Origin of the sequence: Hydrogenobacter sp. T-2 (assembly GCF_033971325.1) — a bacterium.
In the GTDB taxonomy this organism is placed as follows: Bacteria; Aquificota; Aquificia; order Aquificales; family Aquificaceae; genus Pampinifervens; species Pampinifervens diazotrophicum.
This window is the reverse complement of the sequence record NZ_CP117180.1, coordinates 984,048-1,005,973: the sequence shown is the minus strand read 5'-3', so window position 1 is coordinate 1,005,973 and position 21,926 is coordinate 984,048. Positions and strand designations below refer to the sequence as shown.

The window sequence follows — 21,926 nt, the reverse complement described above, 5'->3', positions numbered from 1 at the left end:
GATGAAAGTCGCTTTTGTGATAAAGGGAGACCCCTTTTCGTGGAAGTGCCACGAAGCCCTAAGGGTAGCTATGGCTCTTGGAATAAGCTGTGAAGTGAGTCTTATACTTATCAAGGACGGTGTGTATGCCCTTAGCAGATGGCATCCAGAAAACTTGGGTATTCAAGGCTTTGACCGGCTTATAGAGAATATGGCTTATGTTAAAGTAAAGGTTTATGTGGAGGACACATCCCTTGAAGAGAGGGGTCTAAAGCCAGAAGACCTTCTTTGTGAGGTTGAGGTCAAAAGCACAGAAGATATAAGAAGCATTATAGCAAGCTCGGAGGCGGTTATGATATGGTAAAGACCCTTTGGCTTGTGAGAAAGCTGGGAGATTTTAGCTCTGACCTTGTGGAGGAGGAGGATATAGTGGTGTTAATTCAAGATGGTGTTCTGAGGTTTCCCACAAAGAAGGGCTGGTATGCCTGCAGGGAAGATGCACAGGCAAGGAGCATAAAAATACCCGAAAACCTCACGAAAAGCTACGAGGAGATAGCGGAGCTTATGGTAAAATGTGAGAGAGTGGTAGTTTGGTGATGAGATGGCAGATTTCAAAGACTTTTAGGTTTGAAGCAGGACATAGGGTTTGGAAGCAAAACCTGACCTGTGGAAGAGGTGCGGACTTTACCATAGGTAAAGAAGTCCCAGTAAACAAATGTGTAAATCTCCACGGACATGGCTATGTGCTTGAGGTGGTCTTGGGTTCTAATACCCTTTCAGAGCAGGATATGGTTATGGACTTTTATCATGTAAAAAACGCCTTAAAGGACCTTATAGACACTATGGACCACAGCTTCATAATAGACATTAATGACCCTATGTATGAGGAGCTCAAGACTGTCGCAGAGAAATACGGAGCTCTAAAGATATTCCCTGTGGACTTTTGTCCTACCGCAGAAGCTCTTGCCAAGTTTTTCTATGACTTTTTGGTGAAGAAACTCTCTGAGGTTGGTCTTTTAGGAGATGTGAAGGTGGTAAAAGTAGTCCTTTGGGAAACCGCCACCTCAAAGGCGGAGTATTACGGTGAATGAACCTAAGGCTGGCTCTACCTGGTGGAAAAACTATAAAGGTAAAGGCTCACTTTCCTTATGAAGACAGTCCTGTAGGCTACAGGGTCTTATTCTCGGGAAAGACCGCAATAGTGGTAGGTCTTGCCAACGAAGGGCAGGAGGTAGGTCTTGAGTTTCCAGATACAAAACCCTTTACAACAGAAAAGCACATAAGGGCTCTTATTGATACCGCAAACTATTACGGACTTATACCTTGGCATCTTTTGTATAAGCTCTTACCCTCTGTCTTTGATTGGAGGTTGGAAGAGTATATAAGCCTTTCTGAAAAACCAATAGCCTTTCTGGATAAAAAAAGCCTTGAAATACTAAGCTGGGTAAAAGCAAGAGGCAAAGTAAGGGAGGAGAACTTAAAAAAGCGTTTTGGAAACGAGCCAGTAAAGTATCTTTTGGAGCTTGGGTTTCTCACAAAAAAGAGAGAATGGAAAAGTCCAAAACTTGTGGAGAAGTTTTATAGGCTATGTGTCCCTTTGGAGGAAGCTCTGCAAAGGCTCAAAAGGTTAAAAAATAAGGAGGAAGTCTCTAAACTTGTTTACTTTTTGCTTGAGAAACGTTATGCGAGCTTAGAGGAGCTAAAAGAGCAAGGCTTTAGTTCTGCACAGATAAGGACTCTCTTAAACAAGGGTATAATTTCACAAGCAGAAGAGGTCATACCCTACACAAACCCAAATCTTACTAAGCTAAGACAGGAAAAAAAGCCCTTGTTTAGACCTCTTGGAAGTAAAAGCATTTTGATGGGTAGCTGGCGGGAGATAAAAGAGAGGCTCTTTGAGGAGTTTATGGCTCACATAGATAGAGGGGAATCTCTCTTTATCTTTTGCGACCAAGGTGAGCTACTCAGAAACCTTTACGAGGAGATGTATGCTGTTTTTGGCGATAGGCTTGTGCTTCTTAGCTCCTTTCAGAGGGAAAAGGACTTTGTGAAAAACTGGTTCAGAGTTTACGAAGAGAAGGGTCTTGTGGTGCTGGGAAGCAGGATAGCCTTGCTATCTCCTATAAAAGACCTAAGGCTTGTGGTTGTTCTTGGAGACAGAGCCTCAAGGCTTCAAGATGGGACGGACCTAAGGCATTTTCTCTTTGAGCTTTCTCGCTATTATGGTGCTAACTTTTGTGTGGCAAGTCCACTGCCACCTCTTAGCCTGTGTCTTAGAGAGGGCTGGCAACGTGAGGTGTTTATACCCTCTGCGGAGGTAACAGTAATAAAGAGAAAGCCAGAAGAGGTTCTTACAGATACCGCACTAAAACTCCTAAAGGAAAACACAAAAGAAGAGAGCCTTATCCTTGTAAACAAGGTGGGTTATGCCTATGCCTACTGCAAGGCTTGTGGCTATATAGTGGAGTGCCCAAGGTGCGGTAGCTTTTTAACCCTTAGTAAGGACAAAAGCACGGTCTTTTGCACTTCCTGTGGATATAAGGGATTGGCAAGTTGTCCTGAGTGTGGAAGAGAACTTCAAGAACTTGGCTTTGGCATAGACAAAGCGGTGGAAGAGGTGGAAAGACTCATAGGACTAAGGGAAAACATAACCTTTCAAACAAAGCCAGAGCTCGGTAAGACCTACGATAACGTGCTTGTGCTACATGCGGACAATATTCTCTCTGTCCCATGGTATGACTCTGCGGAGGAGTATTTCTCCTATATGTGGAAGGCTCTGAGCGTAAGCAAGAAAAGGCTAATAGTCCAAACAGTCCTAGAGCATAACCCTCTTTTGGAGTTCTTGAAAACAAAGGACTGGGAAGGCTTTTGCAAAGAGGAGCTTGAAAGAAGAAGGGAAGAAAACCTACCACCCTACACGAGGCTCATAAGACTTGAGGTAAGAAAAGAGCCAGACCTTAGCGGGCTTCCTGTGGAGGTAAGCAAAAGAAGGGTGGGAGACCTAAAGGAATTACTTATAAAAGTAGACACTAAAAACTTTGCCTCGGTTTTGAAGTTCCTAAGGTCCATAAGACCTATGCGTTTGGAAGTGTTATAATTTTAACCCCTACGGGGACGTAGCTCAGTGGGAGAGCGCCTGCATCGCAAGCAGGAGGTCGGGGGTTCAACTCCCCTCGTCTCCATTTGTTTTATAATTAGTCTCCATGGAAGAGGGTATAAAGGGTATAGCCTTTTTTTACAATACCTTTTCTGAGTTATTTCTCACAAAGGATTATTACTATTTAAACCAACTTTGTGAAAATATGACAACCTCTGACTACTCAGAGTATGCCCTAAGAATACTTGAACACATAAACAGTAGAAGGCTTCCTGCAGAGCTTGACTTTATTGATGAGGTCTCTTTGCTGGAAAGAGATTACAGAGAGGTTGACAAAAACCAACTTATCATGTCTTATGAGCACTTCGGCTATCGTCTTGACGAAGGTTATGAGCCTGACCATATTGGGATAGAGCTTAAGTTCTTAGCCCTATTGTGTGTGGAAGAGGATATAACAAAGGCTTATATAAATCAGTATAGGTTCATCCATAATAGGCTATCATGGCTAAGACACCTTGAAGATGCCCTTAAGGGCAAAGGCTTAATGGCACTGAAAGACTGCCTTTCTTTTCTTACCTCCTTTTTAAGAGACCACAAAGCCTTTCTAATGAAACAACTTCGGATAGAACCCTCTCACTAAAGGTGATAAAAATTTAAGCAGTTGTCCTGATAAAAAATTGAACATCCATAATGGGGTTCACAATGGAAACCCTTGATATTCCATAATTAAAACCGCGTTACCCTTTGGCATGTTTTTTGCATATGCAAACCACGAGAGAATTTTTCAGGAGGTATATTATGAGTCAAGAGCTGAAAGAAAAACAGGCATCACGGAGAGGTTTTATAAAGGCTCTTGTGGTTGGTGCGGCCGCTACCTGCGGTGGTGCGGTGCTTGAAAGTGCAAGGGCGGAGAGGAACTTCCCTGAGCAGAAGGGGAAACATCGCTTTGTGTTTGTGGTGGATGTGCGCAAGTGCATAGGCTGTGATGCTTGCGTTGCTGCTTGCAAGGCAGAAAGGAACACTCCACTTGGCGTTTTCAATACCTGGGTAGAAAAGTGGGAAGTAGGGTATACAGACCCTAACACTGGTGAAACAAGGGTAAAGGTTCTTAATGTTCCAAAGTTGTGCAACCATTGTGAAAACCCACCCTGTGTTAAGGTCTGTCCTGTGTATGCAACATACAGGGACGAGGGCGATGGTCTTGTGCTCCAAAGATATGAGCGGTGCATAGGCTGTAGACTTTGCGAGCAGGCATGTCCCTATGGCGTGAGATACATAGACCCGATAATGATGGTGATGAACAAATGCAGTTGGTGCGACCACAGAACGAGAAACGGTTTGAAGCCTGCTTGTGTAGATGTATGCCCCACAAAAGCAAGAGATTTTGGAGACCTTTCAAACCCAAACGACCCCATATGGGAGTTGATAAAGAAAAACAGCATTCAGGTCCTAAAGCCAGAAGAAGGCACAAAGCCAAGAGTGTTTTACATAGGGTTGGAAGGCATAGAGGGAATCTACGTAGGCACGGGAAGCTCTACAGAAAACCAGCACCCACCTGCGGTGTGGACAGACCCTGCAAGCGGTAAGGTATACACTTTCAACGTGCGTATGCAACACAACATGTTTAGAGAATCAAGATAAGGAGGTAAGCCATGATAGTAACTCATGGACCCACGTTGCCCAACCACACAGTGGAGTGGGGTGTTCTTATAGTAACCTACCCCTACTTCACTGGTATAGTTGCGGGTTCTACAGTTATAACCGCCCTTGTTTATCTTTTTGGTCTAAGAAAACTGGAGCAGTTAGAAAGGGTAGGACACTTCTTGGCTATAGCCCTAATGCTCGTTGCACCCCTTGCTCCCATGTTTGACCTCACCCAACCCGCAAGAGCCTTTAAAGTCCCATTTTATCCTAATTTCTCCTCACCCATAATCCTCTTCTTCATCCTCTGGACTATCCTTTTGCTTGTGATGTTCTTAAAGAGCTACTTCCTTTTCAGAAGAGATTTTATTCAAAAGGCTAAAGAAGGTGGGATTTGGGGTTCAATAGCTGGTTTTCTAACCTTTGGTGCAAAGGATGTTAAACCTGAAGAGGATGATAAGAAGGTAAAATTCTGGGCTGGGGTTAGCGTGCCAGTTGCCATGTTTTTCCATGCTTATGTGGGTTTTCTCATGTCCGCCATGCATTCTATGCCCCTTTGGGGAACTTCTATACTTCTCCTTGTGTTTTTAATATCCGCAGTGGTTTCTGGTATTGGTGCGACCTTACTGCTTTACATAGTAGGGCAGGCTATCCTTGGTGAGAAGGTGAACCCTCAGGTTCTAAAAGTGCCAACCCTTGTCATGGCAAGCTTTGCAGGCTTTGACCTTTTTGTGCTTTTCATAAAGTATGTTTCTGAATGGTATTGGAATACCGCGGAATGGCCTCTTATAGCTATGGCGATAAAGGCAAACATGCTCTTTTACCTTGTGGAGGTCATTGGTCTTCTCTTTGTGCTGATAGGTGGTTTTACCTCTCTAAATCGCACCGTAGGAGGTGTATCACTTCTAAGCATAGTCTCACTTATCTCGATTTATGCCGCAAGGTGGACTATGGTCATACCAGCCCAGATGATAGATAAGGGGCATAGGGGCATCGTAGAACCACATATAAAGCTGATAGGAAGGGAGGGGGTAACGGAGGTTATAGCACTTTATTTCTTAGTGTTTTTCCTCTTCTTCCTGTTTGTATCCATAGCAGGATGGAAGAGTGCATCACATAAAGAGGAGGTGGCATAACATGAGTGCAACAAGAAGAGACTTTCTAAGAAACGCAGCTTTGGCAGGAACAGGTGTAGGTTTTCTTGCCTTTGGAAGCTCAGCCCTCAAGGATATAATAAAGGGTCCCTTCAAGCCCATACCCTACGCCAACGCTGCACCACTGTCTATGGCTGATGCGGAGAAGATGAAGGTAGTTCATTCCCTGTGCCTCGGTTGTAATGCAAGGTGCGGATTAAGAGCAAGGGTCTACGACGGTATGGTCTACAAGGTAGAAGGAAATCCCTACTGCATGTCAAACAGCTTCTGGGAACCTCTTCCCATGGATACACCTTTGGAAGAAAGTTTTAAGCATGTAGGACAGATGTGTCTCAAAGGGCAATCCATAGCCCACTATACATACGACCCCTATAGAATAGTAACACCACTAAAGAGGGCTGGAAAGCGCGGAGAAGGAAAGTTTAAACCCATAAGCTGGGAACAGCTCATAAATGAGGTAGTGAACGGTGGAGTTATAGAAGAAACGGGTGAAAAACTGCCTGGCTTTAAGATGTATGCGGACCTTTATGTGTCTGAGGAAGAGGTCATAGAAGCGGTTCTGAAACATGTTAGCATGGATTTTCTCAAAAAGTGGGCAAATGCCATAACCCATGGGAAGCCCGTTGAAGACTGGAAAAAGTTCTTAGAGGAAAACATAGACAAACTCTGGCTACCAAAAGAGGAAGCGGAGAAGCTCCCCGAAGACATAAAGAGAAAGCTAATAGACCCTGAGATGCCAGCCCTTGGTCCAAAGTCAAACTTTGTCTTAGTTGTCGGTGGTAGACTCACAGAGGGCAGGGTTGAGTTTCTTGAACGTTTCCTTTATGGAACTGTAGGTTCTAGTAACTTTCTTGGACACGCGGACGTTTGCCAGTGGCCCAAGTGGGCAGGTCAAATTTTTGCCTTTGACAGACCACACGTGGGACCAGACATAAAGTCCGCCCACTATATAGTAGCTTGGGGTGCTCAAATCGGAGAAGCCTTCAACCCTGCAGTGCCAGTATGGAGTATATTCCATTATAGAAGAGGGAATGGAGACCTAAAAGTTGTTTGGGTGGATGTAAGGGCTCATAATGGAGTGGTAGCCTATTCTCACAGGCATATAATGCCAAAACCCGGTGAGGATGCTGCGGCAGCTTCAGCCATCATAAGGCGCATATTTGAAAAGCAATCCTTTGACAGAAGATTTTTGGAAAACCCAAACCTTAATGCGGCAAAAGAAGATGGTGAAGCTGTCTTTTCTAATGCGAGCCATCTTGTGGTAGTTGGTCCAAAGGACAGCCCACACTTTAGGAAGCTCCTAAGGGCTTCCGAGCTGGGACTTGGCGGTGAAGATGAGTTTGTGGTGGTAGACAAGGATACGGGCAGTTTAAAAGCAAATACCCGGTCAAAAAGTGCATACATCCTTATGGATGAATACAAGGAAGCAAAAGAGATACCAAACAACCTATACGATGAAGAGGATACAGACCCAAAGAGGGCAGAAAAGTATCCCAAGAAGACGAAGGGTTTAGAGGTCAAGCTCAAAGATGGGTCTACAGTTTATGTAACCACCGCCCTACAACTTCTAAAGGACTTTGTATCTGTAGAAACCGTAGAAGGCTGGTGTAAGATAGCAGGAGTGAACCCAAAAGATGTCATAGATACCGCAGATGAGCTTACATCCTACGGAAAGAAAGCCTGCGTTGTTAGTTACAGGGGTCCAGTGATGCACATGAACGGCTCTATTACACAGTGGCTTATAGACTCCATAAACATGCTTATAGGAAACATAGGACATAAGGGCGGAATGATATGGCGAGTGGGAACTGGTGAGAGGGGTAAGGGCAGGTATGACCTTGGTGGGGGAAGAAAGCCATGGGGTCTAAAGCTCCATAGAACTCAGAAAAACTACGAAGAGACCGCCTTCTACTATAGGGCAAAGATGGAAGGTAAAAACCCCTATCCCGCAAAAATGCCCTGGTTTAAGTTTATAGCTTCGAAATATCACTGCACGGGCATGTTCCCCTCCATGGCTCATGATTATCCCTATGACCAGAAAAAGGCTGGTGTCCCCTATGCGGTTATCCAGTATATGTCCGATCCGCTCTTTACTTACCCAGCACAGCTACATTACAAAGATATACTTAACGATACAAAGAAGGTTGGCTTATGGATACACATAACTACGGTTATTGACGATACCTCCTATCTTGCTGCGGACTACATAGTGCCAGACATAACCTATGCGGAAGGATTTACAGGTGTGCATTCGCTCTACCACTACTTTTTCTTCAATGCGATAAGATGCCCCATAATAGAGCCTCTCACAGACAAGACACCCGATGGAAGACCTATGCAACTTGAGACCTTCCTCGTAGATGTAGGCAGAAAGATTGGCTCTCCCATCTGGGGAGAAAAGGCTATAAAGGGAATGGGACCCAATGAAGGCAAAACCTATCCTCTCATGAGAGCGGAAGACTACCACCTTAAACAAATAGCAAATCTTGTCCACGACCTTGAGTCAAAGGGATATAAGATAAACCCCAAGAAGGAAGATGTGGAGTTTGTGGAAAAGAACTATCCAATAGCCAAGTATAAGGATGCGGTTTCTCCAGAAGAATGGCCAAAGGTTGCCTTCCTGCTTTCAAGAGGAGGCTTTTTCATAGGCTATGAGGATCACTTTAGCGAGGGTCTATACAAATTCCCGCTTAATAAGGACAATATAGTAAGGTTCTATTTCGAAGGGCTTGCACTAAGACACAACCCTATAACAGGCAAATTCATGCCCGGACATCCGAGATATGTATCCTTGAGAGAAGCAGGTCAGTATCAGGGCTTTGACCCAGACAAGATAGAGCAAGAATATCCCTTAAAACTCACAACCTACAAACCTGCCTTACACACCCAGTCCAGAACCATAAACTACATATGGGCACTTGAATCTGAGCCCGAAAACATGCTTTGGATAAATCCTGTTGATGCTCAGAGGCTCGGCATTAAACAGGGTGACTATGTAAAGGTTCTTGCACCCGGTTATGAGGATTGGGCGGTTGATGTTAACGGTAAAAGGGTGGAGTATAAGATCAAGGCGTATGTAACCAACAGGATAAGGCAGGGCGTAGTAGCCATATCCACAACCTTCGGTCACTGGTGTTATTCTGGCACGTATAGAGTTCCCCTTGAAATACAGAACCCAGAAAAGGTTCTGCTGGGTCTTGCAAAGTTCAAAGATTTCCCAGAGTGGAGAATAAAGGCACTTCATGGAACTATGAAGATAGCGGACGGCAACAGAATACTTTCAGACCCCAGGAGAGACAAAGGTGCTCCATACATAGCCATGTATCCTAATGCAAAACTACCTACTGGGGTGGTCTATCCGCAGATGGAGTGGTTTGGTGGTGGTGTAGCCTTCTACAGCGGTAATGTAAAGGTTGTTAAAGCATAACATATCTATAGCTTGGTTAAAGAGGGGGCGGTTTTTGCCCTCCTTTTCATTATCTTTTGTGGTAGTTTTGAAAGGAGAGTAGAGCACAAGCCTTTTGGGAATGAAAAGGCTAAGAAAAAGGCATGCCGAAGCCTGAAATGGGATACTGGACAGTATGCAGATGGAGGTTTTACCCTTGATTAAAGTGCCAGAAGTTTATTACCAGGTTTGCTCAAGCTGTCACTCGGTAAAAACTTTAAATCTTAAACAGGGACGCTCCGCACCTGACCTTTCTGAGATAGCCTATAAAGCCAAGAAGGAAGGAGGCTTCGTTGCTTATATAGAAAGAAAGTATAAGGTTGACCCTTACGAATTTTTTCTATATCCATCTAAGTATGTTCCCGAAATGGCTCTGATAGAAGGGAAAATATATTCTAAGGATGTGGACGAGCTTATAACCTTCATTGACCAGATACCGCCAGCCAAAGGAGATGGTTATTTATGGCTTTTACCTCTGGTGTTGCTTGCCATAGGCTTGATAGTCTTACAAAGGAGGTTTAGAGATGGACGAGCTTGAAGTGGTTTCAAAGATTAGGATTTTTCTGAGGCAAGAAGGCTTTATAGTGCCAAAGAAGCCGGTGCAAGAGTTTTATTTGGACTGCTTTATTCGTGAGTTTGAAACACTACCGTTATTTTCCTTTTAGCTTAGATGTTAGCGTGTTTCTGGATATTCCAAGTATCCGAGCTACTTTGCTTTTGTTCCCTTCAAACTTTTCAAGAAGCTTATTTATGACTATAAGCTCTATTCTTTCAAGGAAATTTGCGAGCTCTTCCTCAGAGGTTCCTTGTAAGCAATTTTCTATAATAAGGTCAAGGTTCTCTTTTTTACCTTTCTCTAATTCTTTAAGCTCAAGGTCTATTTCTGTAAGCACTCCGTATCTTTTCTTTATACATGCTCTGAAAACTATATTTTTCAGCTCTCTCACATTCCCAGGCCATGGATAGTTAATAGCTCTTTCTATAAATGAATTGTCCGCACCTTGCACATTTGTGCCAAGCTCTTTATTGGCAAGGCTAATAAAATGTTCTACAAGGGGAGGTATATCCTCTTTCCTTTCTCTTAGAGGAGGGATATGTATGTGTATCTGGGATATTCTATAAAAGAGGTCTTCTCTAAATTCTTGTTTCTGAACAAGTTCTTTTATATTTCTGTTGGTAGCACATATAATCCTAACATCCGCGTGTAGTTCTTTGCTTGAACCCAAAGGGTAGAAGCTCTTCTCCTCTATAAACCTCAACAGCTTTGCTTGCTTACCATAAGGCAGCTCACCTACTTCATCCAAGAATAGAGTTCCACCCTCAGCTTGCTCCACTTTACCTTTCCTATCTGAAACCGCACCTGTAAAAGCTCCCTTTGCATATCCAAAAAGCTCTGCTTCAAAAAGCTCCTTTGGTATGGCACTGCAATTTAAAGCAACAAAGGGCTTCTTTCCCCTTGCGGAGTTTGCATGTATAAGCCTTGCTACTATTTCTTTACCGACGCCAGTTTCGCCCGTTATAAGCACATTGAGATCGCATCCGCTCGCAACACCAGCTTGTTTAAGAACTTCAAACATCTCCTTTGATGCACATACCACACTTTTGGACTCCAAAAGAACAGTCTTTATAGTGGGCTTTTGTGCGGTAACACCTTTTATAACCCTCAGCAACTCTTCGACACCAAAGGGCTTTTTAAGCACATCAAGGGCTCCAAGCCTTGAAGCCTTGACTATCATATCGGGGTCAGTGTAAGCGGTTATAAAAACCACTGGTATGTTATGCCCTTTGGCTCTAAGCCCTTCTACCACTTCCACGCCGTTTTTGTTCAAAAGTCTAATATCCATTATGAGAAGCTCCGCTTCAGCAATATGCTCTTCCAAACCTTCAGGACTTAAAAAGGTCAACACATCAAAGCCTTCCTTAGAGAGCACCTTTTTTATTGCATGTAAAACAAGCCTCTCATCATCAACCACCAAAACCTTACCCATTGAGGGGAACCTCCAGATAAAACCTTGTTCCATAACCTTTTTTAGATTCAAAGGTAAGGTATCCCTTTAGCATGTAAGTGTATCTCAAAGCTATAGAAAGACCAAGTCCAGTTCCTCCCTTTTTTGTGGTAAAGAAGGGTTCGAATACTTTATTCTTCAAATCCTCATCTATGCCTGGACCATCATCCCACACACAAAAAACTAACATGTTCCCTTTGACTTTGGTCTCTAAACCCACATTTCCACCCACTTTAACTGCATCTACTGCGTTTTTAAGTAAGTTCACAAGTATAAGCTCCAAGTATCCTCTCTCCATAAAAAGGCTTATATCCTCTTGAATGTCTATTATAAAATTTATACCTTTTTCCTTAAGCAGAGGCTCAAAGAGATTGTATATACCTCTTACAAGTTCTCCAACAGAAAATTGCGATTTTACTTCCTTATCCTGCCTTGCAAAGTTAAGCATGTTTATAAGAACTCTATCCACCCTCACTAAAGACTGTTTTACTACATTAATATCTTCCTCATCCCATTCTTCCACATCCGCCAAAAGTCTTATGGGCAAGAGGGCGTTCTTTAGTTCATGGGCGAGTCCCACACTCATCTCTCCAAGAAGGCTAAGGTTTTCCATGAGCCTAACCCTTTTCTCCATCTCCTTTAGCTCACTTATATCTCTCATAGTGGCAAGGTAAAACTCTCCTTTCCACATGAAGTTTAGAAGAACATTAACCTTTCTACTTCTGCCTCTAAAGTAGCAGTCAAGTATTACGCTTTCTCTTAAAGCCATAGCACTTCTTAGCTTTGAACGCACCTTCGGGTCACAGACTAAGATAATAAACCGTCTCCCTATAAGGTCTTTATATCTATAATGAAAATGGCTTATAACACTGTTTGCAAAAATTATTCTACCTTCTGTATCCAAAACAAAAATCATTTCGCCAAGGGAGTTTATAAGGTTGGAAAAGAAACTTCCTTCAAACCTTGCGTTTTCCAAAAGCCTCTCTATGTTTTTAAAGCTTTGATATAAGTGGTTTGCAAATTCTTGAATTTCATCCTTTTCAATAAAGGACACAGGATAGACCTTTCCCTTTTCTGCATCTGTTGCCATCTTTAATATGCGTTTAAGCCTTCCGTATATCCTTAAAGATATTGAAAGTCCTAACATAAAACCGAACGTGGCAAAAAGGGAGGTAAAGCCTGCGGAAAACAACTTTACAGGCTTAAGAGAGTTTTCTACATATTTGTTATCTACTTTGAAGACCACCCTTCCTATAATTCTATTAAAACCCTTTATGTCAACACTGACTTCTCCCTCCTGTGGGAAATAGTAAGTATATATGGGAAAACTTTGCGGTTTTGAATGTGCCAAAACAAAACCTTGAGGGTCAAGAATGGCAACATACTCTATACCCTTAAAATTTGACCAAGCCTCCACCCGTTTGAAGATCTGCCAGTAATCTCCGTTAATGATAGCTGTTCTAAGGTTTCCTTCCTCCGCTTCAACGCTCTTTAAAATACTTTCTTCTATTTGCTTTCTTAAGAGGTCTTCTGAATATTTTATTATCAGATAAGACAACGGCAGAGAGACGCACAGTATAACTGCAAGAAAAGTTATAGACAATTTAAAGCCTATGCTTAATCTTAAGATTTTACTTATTAGAGGTGACATTTCTTTTCACATAATCAAGCATCTCTTCTATTGGCTTGTAAAACTCATCTCTTACTGTCCTAAACCCAGATATGCCCAATACATTCAGTATCCTTCTACCTTCTTCGTCTTCCTTCATTTTAAGCAATGCATCTTTAATCCTCTCAACTGTTAGGTTGTCTAAACCTCTTCTGTATACAAAGGGTGTTATTGGAAAGGGTCCATACTTTTCCACCACCTTAATCTCCCTTTCCAGTCTTTTGTCAAGTCTTATTGCCTGTTCGTAAACAAGGCTGTCCACACTTGCACCCTCTACGAATCCCTTATACACAGCCAATATGGACTCGTAATGGGAATATGTATAAACCACAGGTCTAAAAAACTCGTCAGCCTTTAATCCCTTCTTTAAAAGTATATAGGTAGGAACGAGGGAGCCTGAATTGGACTTCGGGTCTGAAAAGGCGTAAGGCTTTCCTTTAAAGTCTAAGATGCTTTTGTAGGGCTTCTCCTTTCGCGTTATAACTAAGGAATAGTAATATGGCTTTCCCTCATGGTTAAGAGGAACAGCGAGTATCTTATAACCATATCTTTCTCTACCCTCCACATAAGGACCTCCACATATGTATGCAATATCAACCTTGCCTATTGATAAAAAATAGTCCATTTCATCGTAAGACTTAGCAAAAACAGGCTTTAGTGCAAGTCCTGTCTTTTTCGAGATATAGTCTAAGAAGGAATATATACTTTCCGCATCTTCTCTTGTTATCACCGCGGTAAAGCCAACTTTTATCTCCTGTGTGTAAGCTGGGAGAACAGGTAATAAAACAAGAACATATAAACTTACCGCTAAAAGCAGTTTCATATTATATTAGTATACGCTTTTGAAGGTTAACCAATGGTGGTTTCAACTTTTACAAAGCCATATAAAAGTTTCCTTGCCGAGCAACCTTTCCCTGCACTTCAAGGTTTGAGAGTTTTACACTTAGCTCAGAATATCCAAATCCTGTAAGCAAAAGTAGCTCATCAAAGGTCTTCGGAGTGGACAGAAGGTCAAGGAGAGGGTCTTTCTGGATGTTTGCGTTGGGTATGCTTTCAAAGAGGTCAAGGGGGCTGTGTATTATCTTGGCTTTTCCACTGTTTACGAGGTTTACACATCCGAGCCACCTTTGGCTTGCAGAGTTTCCTATGTATACCCAAAGGGGCTTTTTCTGTTTTACCGCATAGTCCGCAGTTATGAGTGCTCCGCTCTTTTGTCCTGCCTCTGCCACTACCACCGCCTTGGATATAGCACTTATTAGCCTGTTTCTTCTTGGGAAGGTAAACTCCTCTGGGGGTGCATCGGGTAAAAACTCAGACACAAAGACCATGTTTTCTCCTCTTAGCTTTTGGAGATAATGAGGAATATTCAAAATACCCATACCAAGAAAGCAAACACTAAAGCCACCTGCCTGTAGGCACTCTCTGTGGCTATGATAGTCGCATCCTATGGCACCGCCAGAGCTTACTCCATATCCTCTTTGCACCAACTCTCTTACTAACTTACTGATAAACCAGAGGCTTTGTGTGTCTGGCTTCCTTGTGCCAACTATTGCAATAAGGGATGTGTTTTTCAAAGCTCCTGTGAGGAAAAGCACAGGTGGCGGGTCATCTATTTCTTTTAGAAGTGCTGGGTATTCTTGGTCTTCAAGGGTCAGCCATTGAATCTTTTCTCTTTCTACCAGCCTTATGACCTCCTCTGGGTCAAAGGAAAGCTCTTTTTTGAAAAAAGCCCTTGTTTTCTCCTCGCCTAAAAGCTCTCTTATATCTTCGTAGCTTCCAGAGAGGATGCTATCTGCCTTTCCAAACCTTAGCCAAAGCCTTTTTATAGAAACCTCACCAAGACCCTTTATAGCCTTTAGCAAAAGCCAGTTATACAGCCTTTCCATCCCTTAACCAATTTCCTATAAGTCCTCCAAAACTTTCAAAGAAGGCAGAGATAATAGCCTTGTCTTCCTCAAGCTCTATGCAAAGCCTTCCGTTGCAAAGACCCACCCTTACACCTCTTTTTAGAGCCTCTGGCAAAAGGCTAAAGAGCTTTTGGTTTATCACAGAGGAGACCTGCCACACCTCAGAAAAGGACAGGCTTTGAGTGGACACAAGAAGCTCAAACCCTTCCTCACTAAGCTCCGCACCAAGACTGAGAAGTTTACCCTCTATAAACTCTTTCAAACCACACTCGGAGAGAACCTTTACTTTTATTCCTTCTAAGGTCTTTGACCACTGGGACTTTCCACCAGTCTTTTCCAAAAGCCTTATCTCCTCTATAAGCATGCTATCGTCCATGCCCTTACACATATCGTAAACGGTAAGTAGGGCTACGCTTACCGCTGTTAAGGCTTCCATCTCGTAGCCTGTTTTGTTTATGCCTTTAACATAGGAAAAAACCTCTAAATAGTCCTCTCCAAGCTGTGCCTTTATCTCCACATGCTCCAAGCTCACAGGATGGCAAAAGGGCAGAAGCTCTGGAGTTTTCTTTGAAGCCATAATGCCTGCAAGCCTGCATGCGGAAAGCACATCTCCCTTTGGCACTCTACCCTCTCTTATTGCCTGCACCGTATCTTTTTTTAGTCTTATCCTGCCGTAGGCACTGGCACTCCTAAGGGTCTCAGGCTTTGTGCTAACATCTACGGTTTTCATACTAAAAACTATAAAGCAAAAGCCTATATTTAAAATCATGAAGACCATAAGCAAGAAAGAGCTTAAAGAACTTTATCACAAGGACTTTCCACTTTGGGCGGAGATAAACTACGAGCTTTTAAAGGAGAAGGCTTACGAGCTTGTGGATTGGGAAAACCTGCTGGAGGAGATATGGGATATGGGAAGAAGGCATTTGGACTCTGGTATAAGCCACTTGGCAGTTATCTTAGAGCATCTTTATAAGTGGGATAACTTGAGGAAATATACAAGAGCGGGAGAGGAACATGGAGGGCTTGGATGGATAAAAAGCATAGAAAGGGCAAGGGTAGAGATAAACAAACTCTTCAGGAGGCATCCAAGCCTTAGGGCAAAGCTACCCGAATATCTAAAACTTGCATGGCAAGATGCGGTTGATGAACTAAAGCTCTGGCTAAAGGATGTAGGCAAAGAGGAGCTTATCTCTGCAATTCCAGAAGAGTGTCCTTACACATACGAGGAAGCCATGACAAGAGACCTAAGGAAAGAGATTGGAAATTTTGCAAATGAGCAAGCCTTGTTAAAAGAGCCCTCTGCAGAAGTGCAAAAGTAAAAAAAGGCTTGACAAGAGGAGTTTTATCTGCTATTATGTAGTTATCAAAACCTTTTAAGGAGGGTACCAACATGAGGAAGAGCCTACTTGCAGTAGCAGCCCTGATGGGTGCAAGCGTATTGCCAGCCCAAGCCATAAGCTTTAAAGTCTCCGAGGATGTCCAAGGAAACATGGGCTTCAAAGCCCAAATCTGGGGACAATACTTGGGCGAGAGAACCAGCGGAAACAAGAGTGCCACAGACTTTAGACTGCGAAATGTAAGGCTTTACGCCAACGGAAATGTGGGTAAGTATATGTATTTCTTCTCCAACATGGATTTTACACCCACAAGTGCAAATGCAACAGATGCAGGTATAGGTCTCAAGTTTATGGATGAGCTTCGTATCCAAGCAGGTCTCTATAGGACACCCTTCTCAAGGGCAGCGCTAACAGACAGCTATACCTACTTGGTGCCTACAGGATACTTCTATGGTGGTCTAGCAGTAGATGCACCACTGCAGGGTCCAACCACATACAGGAACGCAGGTCTTACTGTATGGGGTGATATAGCTGATGCAATGATCAAATACTACATAGGCGTGTTTGACGGTCAATACAACAACGGCACTAATAGGTGGGGTAAGGATAACCTTATGTATACTGTAAGACTTCAGTTTACTCCTACAATGCTCGGCTTCAAGGGTGAAAAGGGTTATGGTTTAAGGGATACCCGCCTTGGCAGGCAGAATGTTCTATCTTTTGGTGTAGGTTATGCTACTCAGAAATGTAGCCCAGCTTCAGCTTCAAGCACAACATACACTAGTATAAGCAGTCCCTCTGCTTCAATATTCTGTGGAACATCTCAGCCAATTTCACCTGGCACACCAACTTTGTCCTTTACCACAAAGGCATGGACCGTTGACGCAAAGCACGAGCAGAAGTTTGGCGACTTCATAGCCAACTGGGAAGCGGCATACTTTGATGTTAAGGATGTAAATGTTTATCAAATAGGTAGCAACATATACAAAGATGATAGGAAAGGCTACTACATCCAAGTAGGTGCCATATATGACCAAGTGGTTGGTATAGGAAAGCCAGGTATTGCCCTAAGGTATGACTATGCGGAGCACAAATATGCAACACCTAGAAGCTACACTGACCCAGACACGAGTGTAACCAGGCAAATAAGCAAAGATAAATACAAGAGGTGGGGTGTAGGCTTTAACTACTTCCTCAAGGGTCAAGATGCTATGATACAGCTTGCAGTAGATAGGGTAGATGTGCCTAACTATAAGTCCAGTGCTAATAATGTAACAGTAAAACAAAAAGACTACACCGACGTAACCCTCGCCTTCCAAGTGCAGTTCTAAGGGTGTAAAAACTTCCTCTTAGTCCCGCCTTGTGCGGGGCTTTTTTGTTTTATAATTGGTCTGTGTATGCACTTCCAAACAAGTTCAAAAACCTTGAGGAGCTAAGAAGTTTCTTAAGGGAGTATTTCAAAGACAGAAGGGTCAAAGTATACCTCTTTGGCTCAAGGGCAAGAAAAGACAACAGAGCGTTCTCTGACGTAGACCTCGCCTTTGAAAGTCAAGAAGACCTCTCCAAAGACCTTACCTATATATCAGAACTTCTGGAAGAGTCTTGGCTTCCATACAAGGTAGACCTTGTGGAGCTTTCAAAGGTAAACAAAGACTTTAGAGAAAAGATTCTCAAAGAGGCGGTTCTATGGGTAGGCTAAGAGACACTCTTGAGGCTTTTGAGAAGGCTATGAAAAGGTTCAAAAGTGCCCTTTTGAAGGCAAAGGAAGAAGAATGTTCAGAGCTGTATGAGTTTTTTAGAGATTCCGCAATTCAAAGGTTTGAGTTTACCTATGAGCTTCTTTGGAAGTGTGTGAAGGTTTACCTTTATGAGGTTCATGGTGTTGTGTGCAATTCGCCAAGGATGTGCCTAAGAGAATATTTAGGCATGTCTGGAGAGGCTTTTTCAGAAGAGGAAGGAATAGGGCTTTTGAGGCTTGTGGACTTGAGAAACTTAACCGCACACACCTACGATGAAGAGCTTGCGGAAGAAATATTTAGAGAGTTAGAGGTAGCCTATAGCCTTATGGAGAAGGTGCTTTATGCCTTGAGGAGGTAGGCACAAGGGATAAAAGGTATAGCAGAAAAGCTCCAAGAGTGCTTATTGCAAAGGAGCTTCCTACAGACAGGTCAAAACCTACCCTCAAGTCAAAAACTGAAAGAAGTTCCACTACCTGTATGACAGCCTTACCCATGAGCTCCAAAGGAAGGGTGGGAAGGCTAAAGAAGGTGATAAGCTCCAAAACTCCGTAGGCGGTAAAGGGAAGTAGCATATAGCCCACAAGGGGACTAAAAAGCACACTGCCAAGACTTGTATGGGTAAAGGAAAGCAATAGAGGAGACACTCCAAGAAAGGCAAAAAGAGAAACTCCAAAGGGTAGTCCCAAGTTTCTGTATACCCATGAGCCTTCTGAAGGCAAAAGCCTAAGACCAAGAATTATGTATAGGACCGCAAAGAAGGAAAGCCAGAAGGAAAAGGACTGGGAAAACTCAGGTCTATACAAAAGCAAGAGAGAACCAGAAAAGAGCAGTATGCCAAGAGAGTTTGGTCTACCTTCAGAAAGCCTCACTAAGACCCAAAGCGAAAGCATAAGCCATGCCCTAAGAACTGGAGCTTCCTTAGGAACAAGCAAAAGCACATAAAGGCTCACACCCACAACACCCAAAAGCAAACCGTAAGGATAGGGTAGGAGATACCTAAGAAGGAGAAAAACCATTCCCGCATGAAAGCCAGATATTACAAGAAGGTGAATAAGACCCGTTTTGGTAAAGTAATACTGAAGGTCTTGAGGAAGGCTCTCACGGGCTTCGCCAAGAAGGTATGTAAGCACAAAGGCTCTCACTTGCGGGTCTTGTATTCTCTCTTGAACACGGTTTATATAGGATTTTCTCAAAGTCTTTTCGGAAAGTAAATCCTCTATATCCCTATAGCTACCGCTAATAAAAAGCCTTGAGCCTTCTGCCCTAACCTTTCCATAAAGGCTAAAGGACTCTGTTGGAAGGTCTTTGAGACCGTATATGTTTACAAAGGCAGTCCTACCGTATATGTCTGGAAGGTCTCCACCCACTACCTTTGCCCTAAACCTCAAGCCCCTGTCTGTTTCTATTGGCACTCCCTCAAGCCTTAGCCAAACAATACCCTCATCCTCAAACCAAAGATACCTGTTTTCCCTCTCTAACCTCCAAAGGCTAAAGGCTAAAAGGAAAAGAAAAAGCAAAAACTGTAAAAGCTCACCTCTTTCTGGAAAGGATAAGGTAGACAAGTCCAAAAAGCCTTTTCTGGACTTCCAAAACCTCAAAGCCCTCCTCCTCAAACTCCTTTTTCACTTCCTCAATGCTCAAGGAGTTCTCCAAAGAGTGGATAAAAAAGTCCCACTTTTCTCTGCCAAAGAGGAGAAGTCCCAAGGGTTTTAGTGGATACTTCATGAGGAATATAAGAATAGGCGTTAAACTAAAGCGGTTTATGTCAAGCATAGCAATTTGTCCGTGCTTTTCCAAAATCCTGTAGGCTTCTCTTAAAAAGGCTTTTCTATCTAAAAGATGCCTGTATACGAGGGATAGAGTTATAGAGCCAAAGGAAGAGTCTTTAAAAGGCATATTCTCTGCGTCCGCTACCACAAACTTACAAACCTTACACTTGGACTTTGCCAGCTTTAGCATCTCAAGGGATAGGTCCATTCCTACCCTCATGCCCTTGTTTTGAGACTTTAAAAGAACTTCGCCCGTGCCAGTGCCAACATCAAGCCTGTTGCCCTCTGGACTTAGCATATTCAACAGGTCTCTTTGCCAATGGTCTATTCTTCTGAAGGTTATGAGGTTTAGGAAAAAGTCATATTTCTTGCTTACAGAGGAAAAGACCTCTCCTACGGTTTTTTTAGTTATCATCTGAGACCTGAACTACAAGCACCTTTGGATGTCTGTCCTGCAAGCCTTCTGGAACATATGCTCCAATTACCACAGGAATGGTCTCTATGCCATATACCCTTGCGATAACATTAGCCCTTCTAAGAGCCCTATCCGCATCCTTGTCCTCAAGTGTGTGGGATACTTCCACTGCAAGAAGAAGGTTTCTACCATCTTCAGACTTCACCCTTATTAATGCATCAAGGTTTAGTGTGTCTTTCCTTTCTTCCTCACTTATGAGCCCACCATCCAGAGCATCTTCCAATTTCTCTGACCACTCCTCTATAGGGACCGCCTCTACCCTTCTAAAATACCTTCCAAAGTATGCAGGTGCACGCTCTCTGATTTTTCTTTCAAGTATATAGTCCATACCATAGAATATTCTAAACCTTTTCTCTTCTTAGGCAACAAGTTCCGCAAGGGTTAAAATTCTCTCTTGCGTTTTATCTCTTCTGTATGAAGGTAAGCTATGGTGGCATATGGTGCATACGCCATACTGGAAAACCTGCCCTATTCCGCCTTTTTTTAGCCTTAGGATGGTCTCTGACTGGGTGTCCATGTAGTGCCTTCCCTTTTTGTAATGTAGGCTCACAAAGTAATTTTTGAACTCTTCACCCACCTCATAACAGCAGGCTCTCGCAGAGGGTCCCACAAAGGCGAGGAAGTTTTCAAGTCTTTCAAGGCTTGAGAGTATTTCAAGGGTTTTTTCTATTATGCCTTCCCTTAGACCTCTCCAGCCTGCATGCACCACCGCCACAGTTTTTTCTCCAAGAAAGGCAACAGGCACGCAGTCCGCAGTCCTAATACCTATCTTTAACCCAGGGGTTTGGGTTATTATGCCATCTCCCTCCAAACCTTCAACTACCTCTGAGAGCAGATAGACCCTCGCAGAATGCACTTGCTTAAGAGTTAGCACATCCTTGTCCTCTTGCCACCTTTTTATGGCAAGCCTTGCCCTTCCTTTTTGTAAAGCAAATATTAGAGCTTCTTTGCCTTCTCTGAGGTTTTTTGCACGCATTCCATTATTATGCCCTTAAAGCCTCTTTCTTCAAGCACCTTTATACCTTCTATGGTTGTCCCACCCGGAGAGGCAACCCTTGTTATCCACTCCTCTGGGTTTCCACCAAGCCTTTTGAGTAGCTCACAAGAGCCAAGCACCATGTCTATGGCTATAGCCTTTGCCTTCTCGTAGGGAAATCCCTCAAGCACGCCAGCAAGAGAAAGGGCGTGAATAAAGCTAAAGACAAAGGCAGGACCAGAACCTGCAAGAGCGGTAAAGGCGTCAAAAAGGCTTTCCTCAAGCTCATAAAGACTTCCACAGTGAGAAAAAAGAGATATGAACTTTTCCCTTTCACCTTCTTCTATAGCCTCACCACAAACAAAGGCTATGACCGCCTTTCCTACAAGAGCGTTTATGTTTGGCATAAGCCTTATGACCCTTGAAGTTCCAGAAAGCTCCCTTATCCTCTCAAGAGAAAGCCCAGCCACAAGACTTATGAGAATCCTTTGGTCAAGTTTTCCTCTAAGACTCTCTAAGAGCCTTTCCACATCCTTTGGCTTTACCGCCACCAAAAGCCAATTGGAGTTCTTTAGAAGAAACTCAAGGTCAGAAGCAACCCCAAAACCTTCAGAAAGTGCCTTTGACCTTTTCTCCTCGCTCACATCGTATACAAGCACCTCCACATGACCTTTTAGAGCCTTAGCAAAGCTCTCTCCCATATTACCATAGCCTATAATTCCCAGCACCATG

The 21,926-nt window shown here is 43.2% G+C and carries 24 protein-coding genes and 1 tRNA gene; 15 read left to right on the top strand and 10 right to left on the bottom strand.

What is annotated here, in order from left to right; all coding sequences use genetic code 11:
- Position 1 precedes the first annotated feature (1 nt).
- The 11 genes from IAE16_RS05805 to IAE16_RS05755 all read left to right on the top strand — a co-directional run bounded on the left by IAE16_RS05805 (position 2) and on the right by IAE16_RS05755 (position 9,981).
- Positions 2-343, top strand: a complete 342-nt coding sequence (locus tag IAE16_RS05805) for a DsrE family protein (protein ID WP_323699807.1) — start codon at positions 2-4, stop codon at positions 341-343.
- Positions 337-576: a sulfurtransferase TusB gene (locus IAE16_RS05800; RefSeq protein ID WP_323699806.1), complete on the top strand. Its 240-nt coding sequence runs from the start codon at positions 337-339 to the stop codon at positions 574-576. Before IAE16_RS05805 ends, IAE16_RS05800 begins: the two co-directional genes overlap by 7 nt.
- On the top strand, positions 576-1,070 hold the full coding sequence (locus tag IAE16_RS05795; RefSeq protein WP_323699805.1) for a 6-pyruvoyl trahydropterin synthase family protein: 495 nt from the start codon (positions 576-578) through the stop codon (positions 1,068-1,070). Before IAE16_RS05800 ends, IAE16_RS05795 begins: the two co-directional genes overlap by 1 nt.
- Positions 1,067-3,076, top strand: coding sequence for a hypothetical protein (locus tag IAE16_RS05790; RefSeq protein ID WP_323699804.1), 2,010 nt, complete (start codon positions 1,067-1,069; stop codon positions 3,074-3,076). The genes IAE16_RS05795 and IAE16_RS05790 overlap by 4 nt, the downstream gene beginning before the upstream one ends.
- Before the next feature lie 13 nt (positions 3,077-3,089).
- Positions 3,090-3,161, top strand: a tRNA-Ala gene (locus tag IAE16_RS05785).
- Positions 3,162-3,182: 21 nt separating this feature from the next.
- Entirely contained in the window at positions 3,183-3,716 is a 534-nt protein-coding gene (locus IAE16_RS05780; RefSeq protein ID WP_323699803.1) for a molecular chaperone TorD family protein, read from the top strand.
- Positions 3,717-3,874: 158 nt separating this feature from the next.
- Positions 3,875-4,717 (top strand): 4Fe-4S dicluster domain-containing protein, encoded by an 843-nt coding sequence (locus tag IAE16_RS05775; RefSeq protein ID WP_323699802.1) that lies wholly within the window; start codon positions 3,875-3,877, stop codon positions 4,715-4,717.
- Positions 4,718-4,728: 11 nt separating this feature from the next.
- Positions 4,729-5,853, top strand: coding sequence for an NrfD/PsrC family molybdoenzyme membrane anchor subunit (gene nrfD, locus IAE16_RS05770; protein WP_323699801.1), 1,125 nt, complete (start codon positions 4,729-4,731; stop codon positions 5,851-5,853).
- Between the two features lies 1 nt (position 5,854).
- Positions 5,855-9,298 carry a molybdopterin dinucleotide binding domain-containing protein gene (locus IAE16_RS05765; protein ID WP_323699800.1) on the top strand — a complete coding sequence of 1,148 codons (3,444 nt, stop codon included), beginning with the start codon at positions 5,855-5,857 and terminating at the stop codon, positions 9,296-9,298.
- 160 nt (positions 9,299-9,458) lie between these two features.
- Positions 9,459-9,854, top strand: coding sequence for a hypothetical protein (locus tag IAE16_RS05760; RefSeq protein WP_323699798.1), 396 nt, complete (start codon positions 9,459-9,461; stop codon positions 9,852-9,854).
- Positions 9,841-9,981, top strand: coding sequence for a hypothetical protein (locus IAE16_RS05755; RefSeq protein WP_323699797.1), 141 nt, complete (start codon positions 9,841-9,843; stop codon positions 9,979-9,981). Before IAE16_RS05760 ends, IAE16_RS05755 begins: the two co-directional genes overlap by 14 nt.
- On the opposite strand, the gene IAE16_RS05750 is transcribed toward IAE16_RS05755, so the two are convergent.
- From IAE16_RS05750 to moaC, 5 genes are read right to left on the bottom strand one after another with little or no spacing between them, the layout of a single operon-like run.
- Positions 9,967-11,304: a sigma-54-dependent transcriptional regulator gene (locus IAE16_RS05750; RefSeq protein ID WP_323699796.1), complete on the bottom strand. Its 1,338-nt coding sequence runs from the start codon at positions 11,302-11,304 to the stop codon at positions 9,967-9,969. The two genes, IAE16_RS05755 and IAE16_RS05750, sit on opposite strands and share 15 nt — an antisense overlap.
- Complete coding sequence (locus IAE16_RS05745; protein ID WP_323699795.1) at positions 11,297-12,925, bottom strand: sensor histidine kinase; 1,629 nt, start codon at positions 12,923-12,925, stop codon at positions 11,297-11,299. Before IAE16_RS05745 ends, IAE16_RS05750 begins: the two co-directional genes overlap by 8 nt.
- 28 nt (positions 12,926-12,953) lie before the next feature.
- Entirely contained in the window at positions 12,954-13,814 is an 861-nt protein-coding gene (locus IAE16_RS05740; RefSeq protein ID WP_323699794.1) for a phosphate/phosphite/phosphonate ABC transporter substrate-binding protein, read from the bottom strand.
- A gap of 49 nt (positions 13,815-13,863) precedes the next feature.
- The gene (gene dprA, locus IAE16_RS05735) at positions 13,864-14,877 is read right to left on the bottom strand and encodes a DNA-processing protein DprA (protein ID WP_323699793.1); all 1,014 of its coding nucleotides are present in this window, start codon (positions 14,875-14,877) and stop codon (positions 13,864-13,866) included.
- Positions 14,861-15,628 carry a cyclic pyranopterin monophosphate synthase MoaC gene (moaC, locus tag IAE16_RS05730; RefSeq protein ID WP_323699792.1) on the bottom strand — a complete coding sequence of 256 codons (768 nt, stop codon included), beginning with the start codon at positions 15,626-15,628 and terminating at the stop codon, positions 14,861-14,863. Before moaC ends, dprA begins: the two co-directional genes overlap by 17 nt.
- A 37-nt stretch (positions 15,629-15,665) precedes the next feature.
- On the opposite strand from moaC, the gene IAE16_RS05725 reads away from it, so the two are divergent.
- The 4 genes from IAE16_RS05725 (at position 15,666) to IAE16_RS05710 (ending at position 18,332) form a co-directional block, all read left to right on the top strand.
- Entirely contained in the window at positions 15,666-16,217 is a 552-nt protein-coding gene (locus IAE16_RS05725; protein WP_323699791.1) for a DUF29 domain-containing protein, read from the top strand.
- 71 nt (positions 16,218-16,288) lie between these two features.
- The gene (locus IAE16_RS05720; RefSeq protein WP_323699790.1) at positions 16,289-17,566 is read left to right on the top strand and encodes a putative porin; all 1,278 of its coding nucleotides are present in this window, start codon (positions 16,289-16,291) and stop codon (positions 17,564-17,566) included.
- A gap of 44 nt (positions 17,567-17,610) precedes the next feature.
- The gene (locus IAE16_RS05715) at positions 17,611-17,934 is read left to right on the top strand and encodes a nucleotidyltransferase family protein (protein WP_323699789.1); all 324 of its coding nucleotides are present in this window, start codon (positions 17,611-17,613) and stop codon (positions 17,932-17,934) included.
- Positions 17,922-18,332 carry an HI0074 family nucleotidyltransferase substrate-binding subunit gene (locus IAE16_RS05710; RefSeq protein WP_323699788.1) on the top strand — a complete coding sequence of 137 codons (411 nt, stop codon included), beginning with the start codon at positions 17,922-17,924 and terminating at the stop codon, positions 18,330-18,332. The genes IAE16_RS05715 and IAE16_RS05710 overlap by 13 nt, the downstream gene beginning before the upstream one ends.
- Here IAE16_RS05710 and IAE16_RS05705 read toward each other — a convergent pair.
- Genes IAE16_RS05705 through proC form a run of 5 tightly spaced genes read right to left on the bottom strand, consistent with a single transcriptional unit; the run spans position 18,298 to position 21,925 of the window.
- Entirely contained in the window at positions 18,298-19,572 is a 1,275-nt protein-coding gene (locus tag IAE16_RS05705) for a ComEC/Rec2 family competence protein (RefSeq protein WP_323699787.1), read from the bottom strand. The genes IAE16_RS05710 and IAE16_RS05705 overlap by 35 nt on opposite strands.
- Positions 19,505-20,158, bottom strand: a complete 654-nt coding sequence (locus tag IAE16_RS05700; RefSeq protein WP_323699786.1) for a class I SAM-dependent methyltransferase — start codon at positions 20,156-20,158, stop codon at positions 19,505-19,507. Before IAE16_RS05700 ends, IAE16_RS05705 begins: the two co-directional genes overlap by 68 nt.
- The gene (locus IAE16_RS05695; RefSeq protein ID WP_323699785.1) at positions 20,148-20,546 is read right to left on the bottom strand and encodes a hypothetical protein; all 399 of its coding nucleotides are present in this window, start codon (positions 20,544-20,546) and stop codon (positions 20,148-20,150) included. The genes IAE16_RS05700 and IAE16_RS05695 overlap by 11 nt, the downstream gene beginning before the upstream one ends.
- A 30-nt stretch (positions 20,547-20,576) precedes the next feature.
- The gene (pgeF, locus tag IAE16_RS05690; RefSeq protein ID WP_323699784.1) at positions 20,577-21,194 is read right to left on the bottom strand and encodes a peptidoglycan editing factor PgeF; all 618 of its coding nucleotides are present in this window, start codon (positions 21,192-21,194) and stop codon (positions 20,577-20,579) included.
- Entirely contained in the window at positions 21,155-21,925 is a 771-nt protein-coding gene (gene proC, locus IAE16_RS05685) for a pyrroline-5-carboxylate reductase (protein WP_323699783.1), read from the bottom strand. Before proC ends, pgeF begins: the two co-directional genes overlap by 40 nt.
- Position 21,926 lies beyond the last annotated feature (1 nt).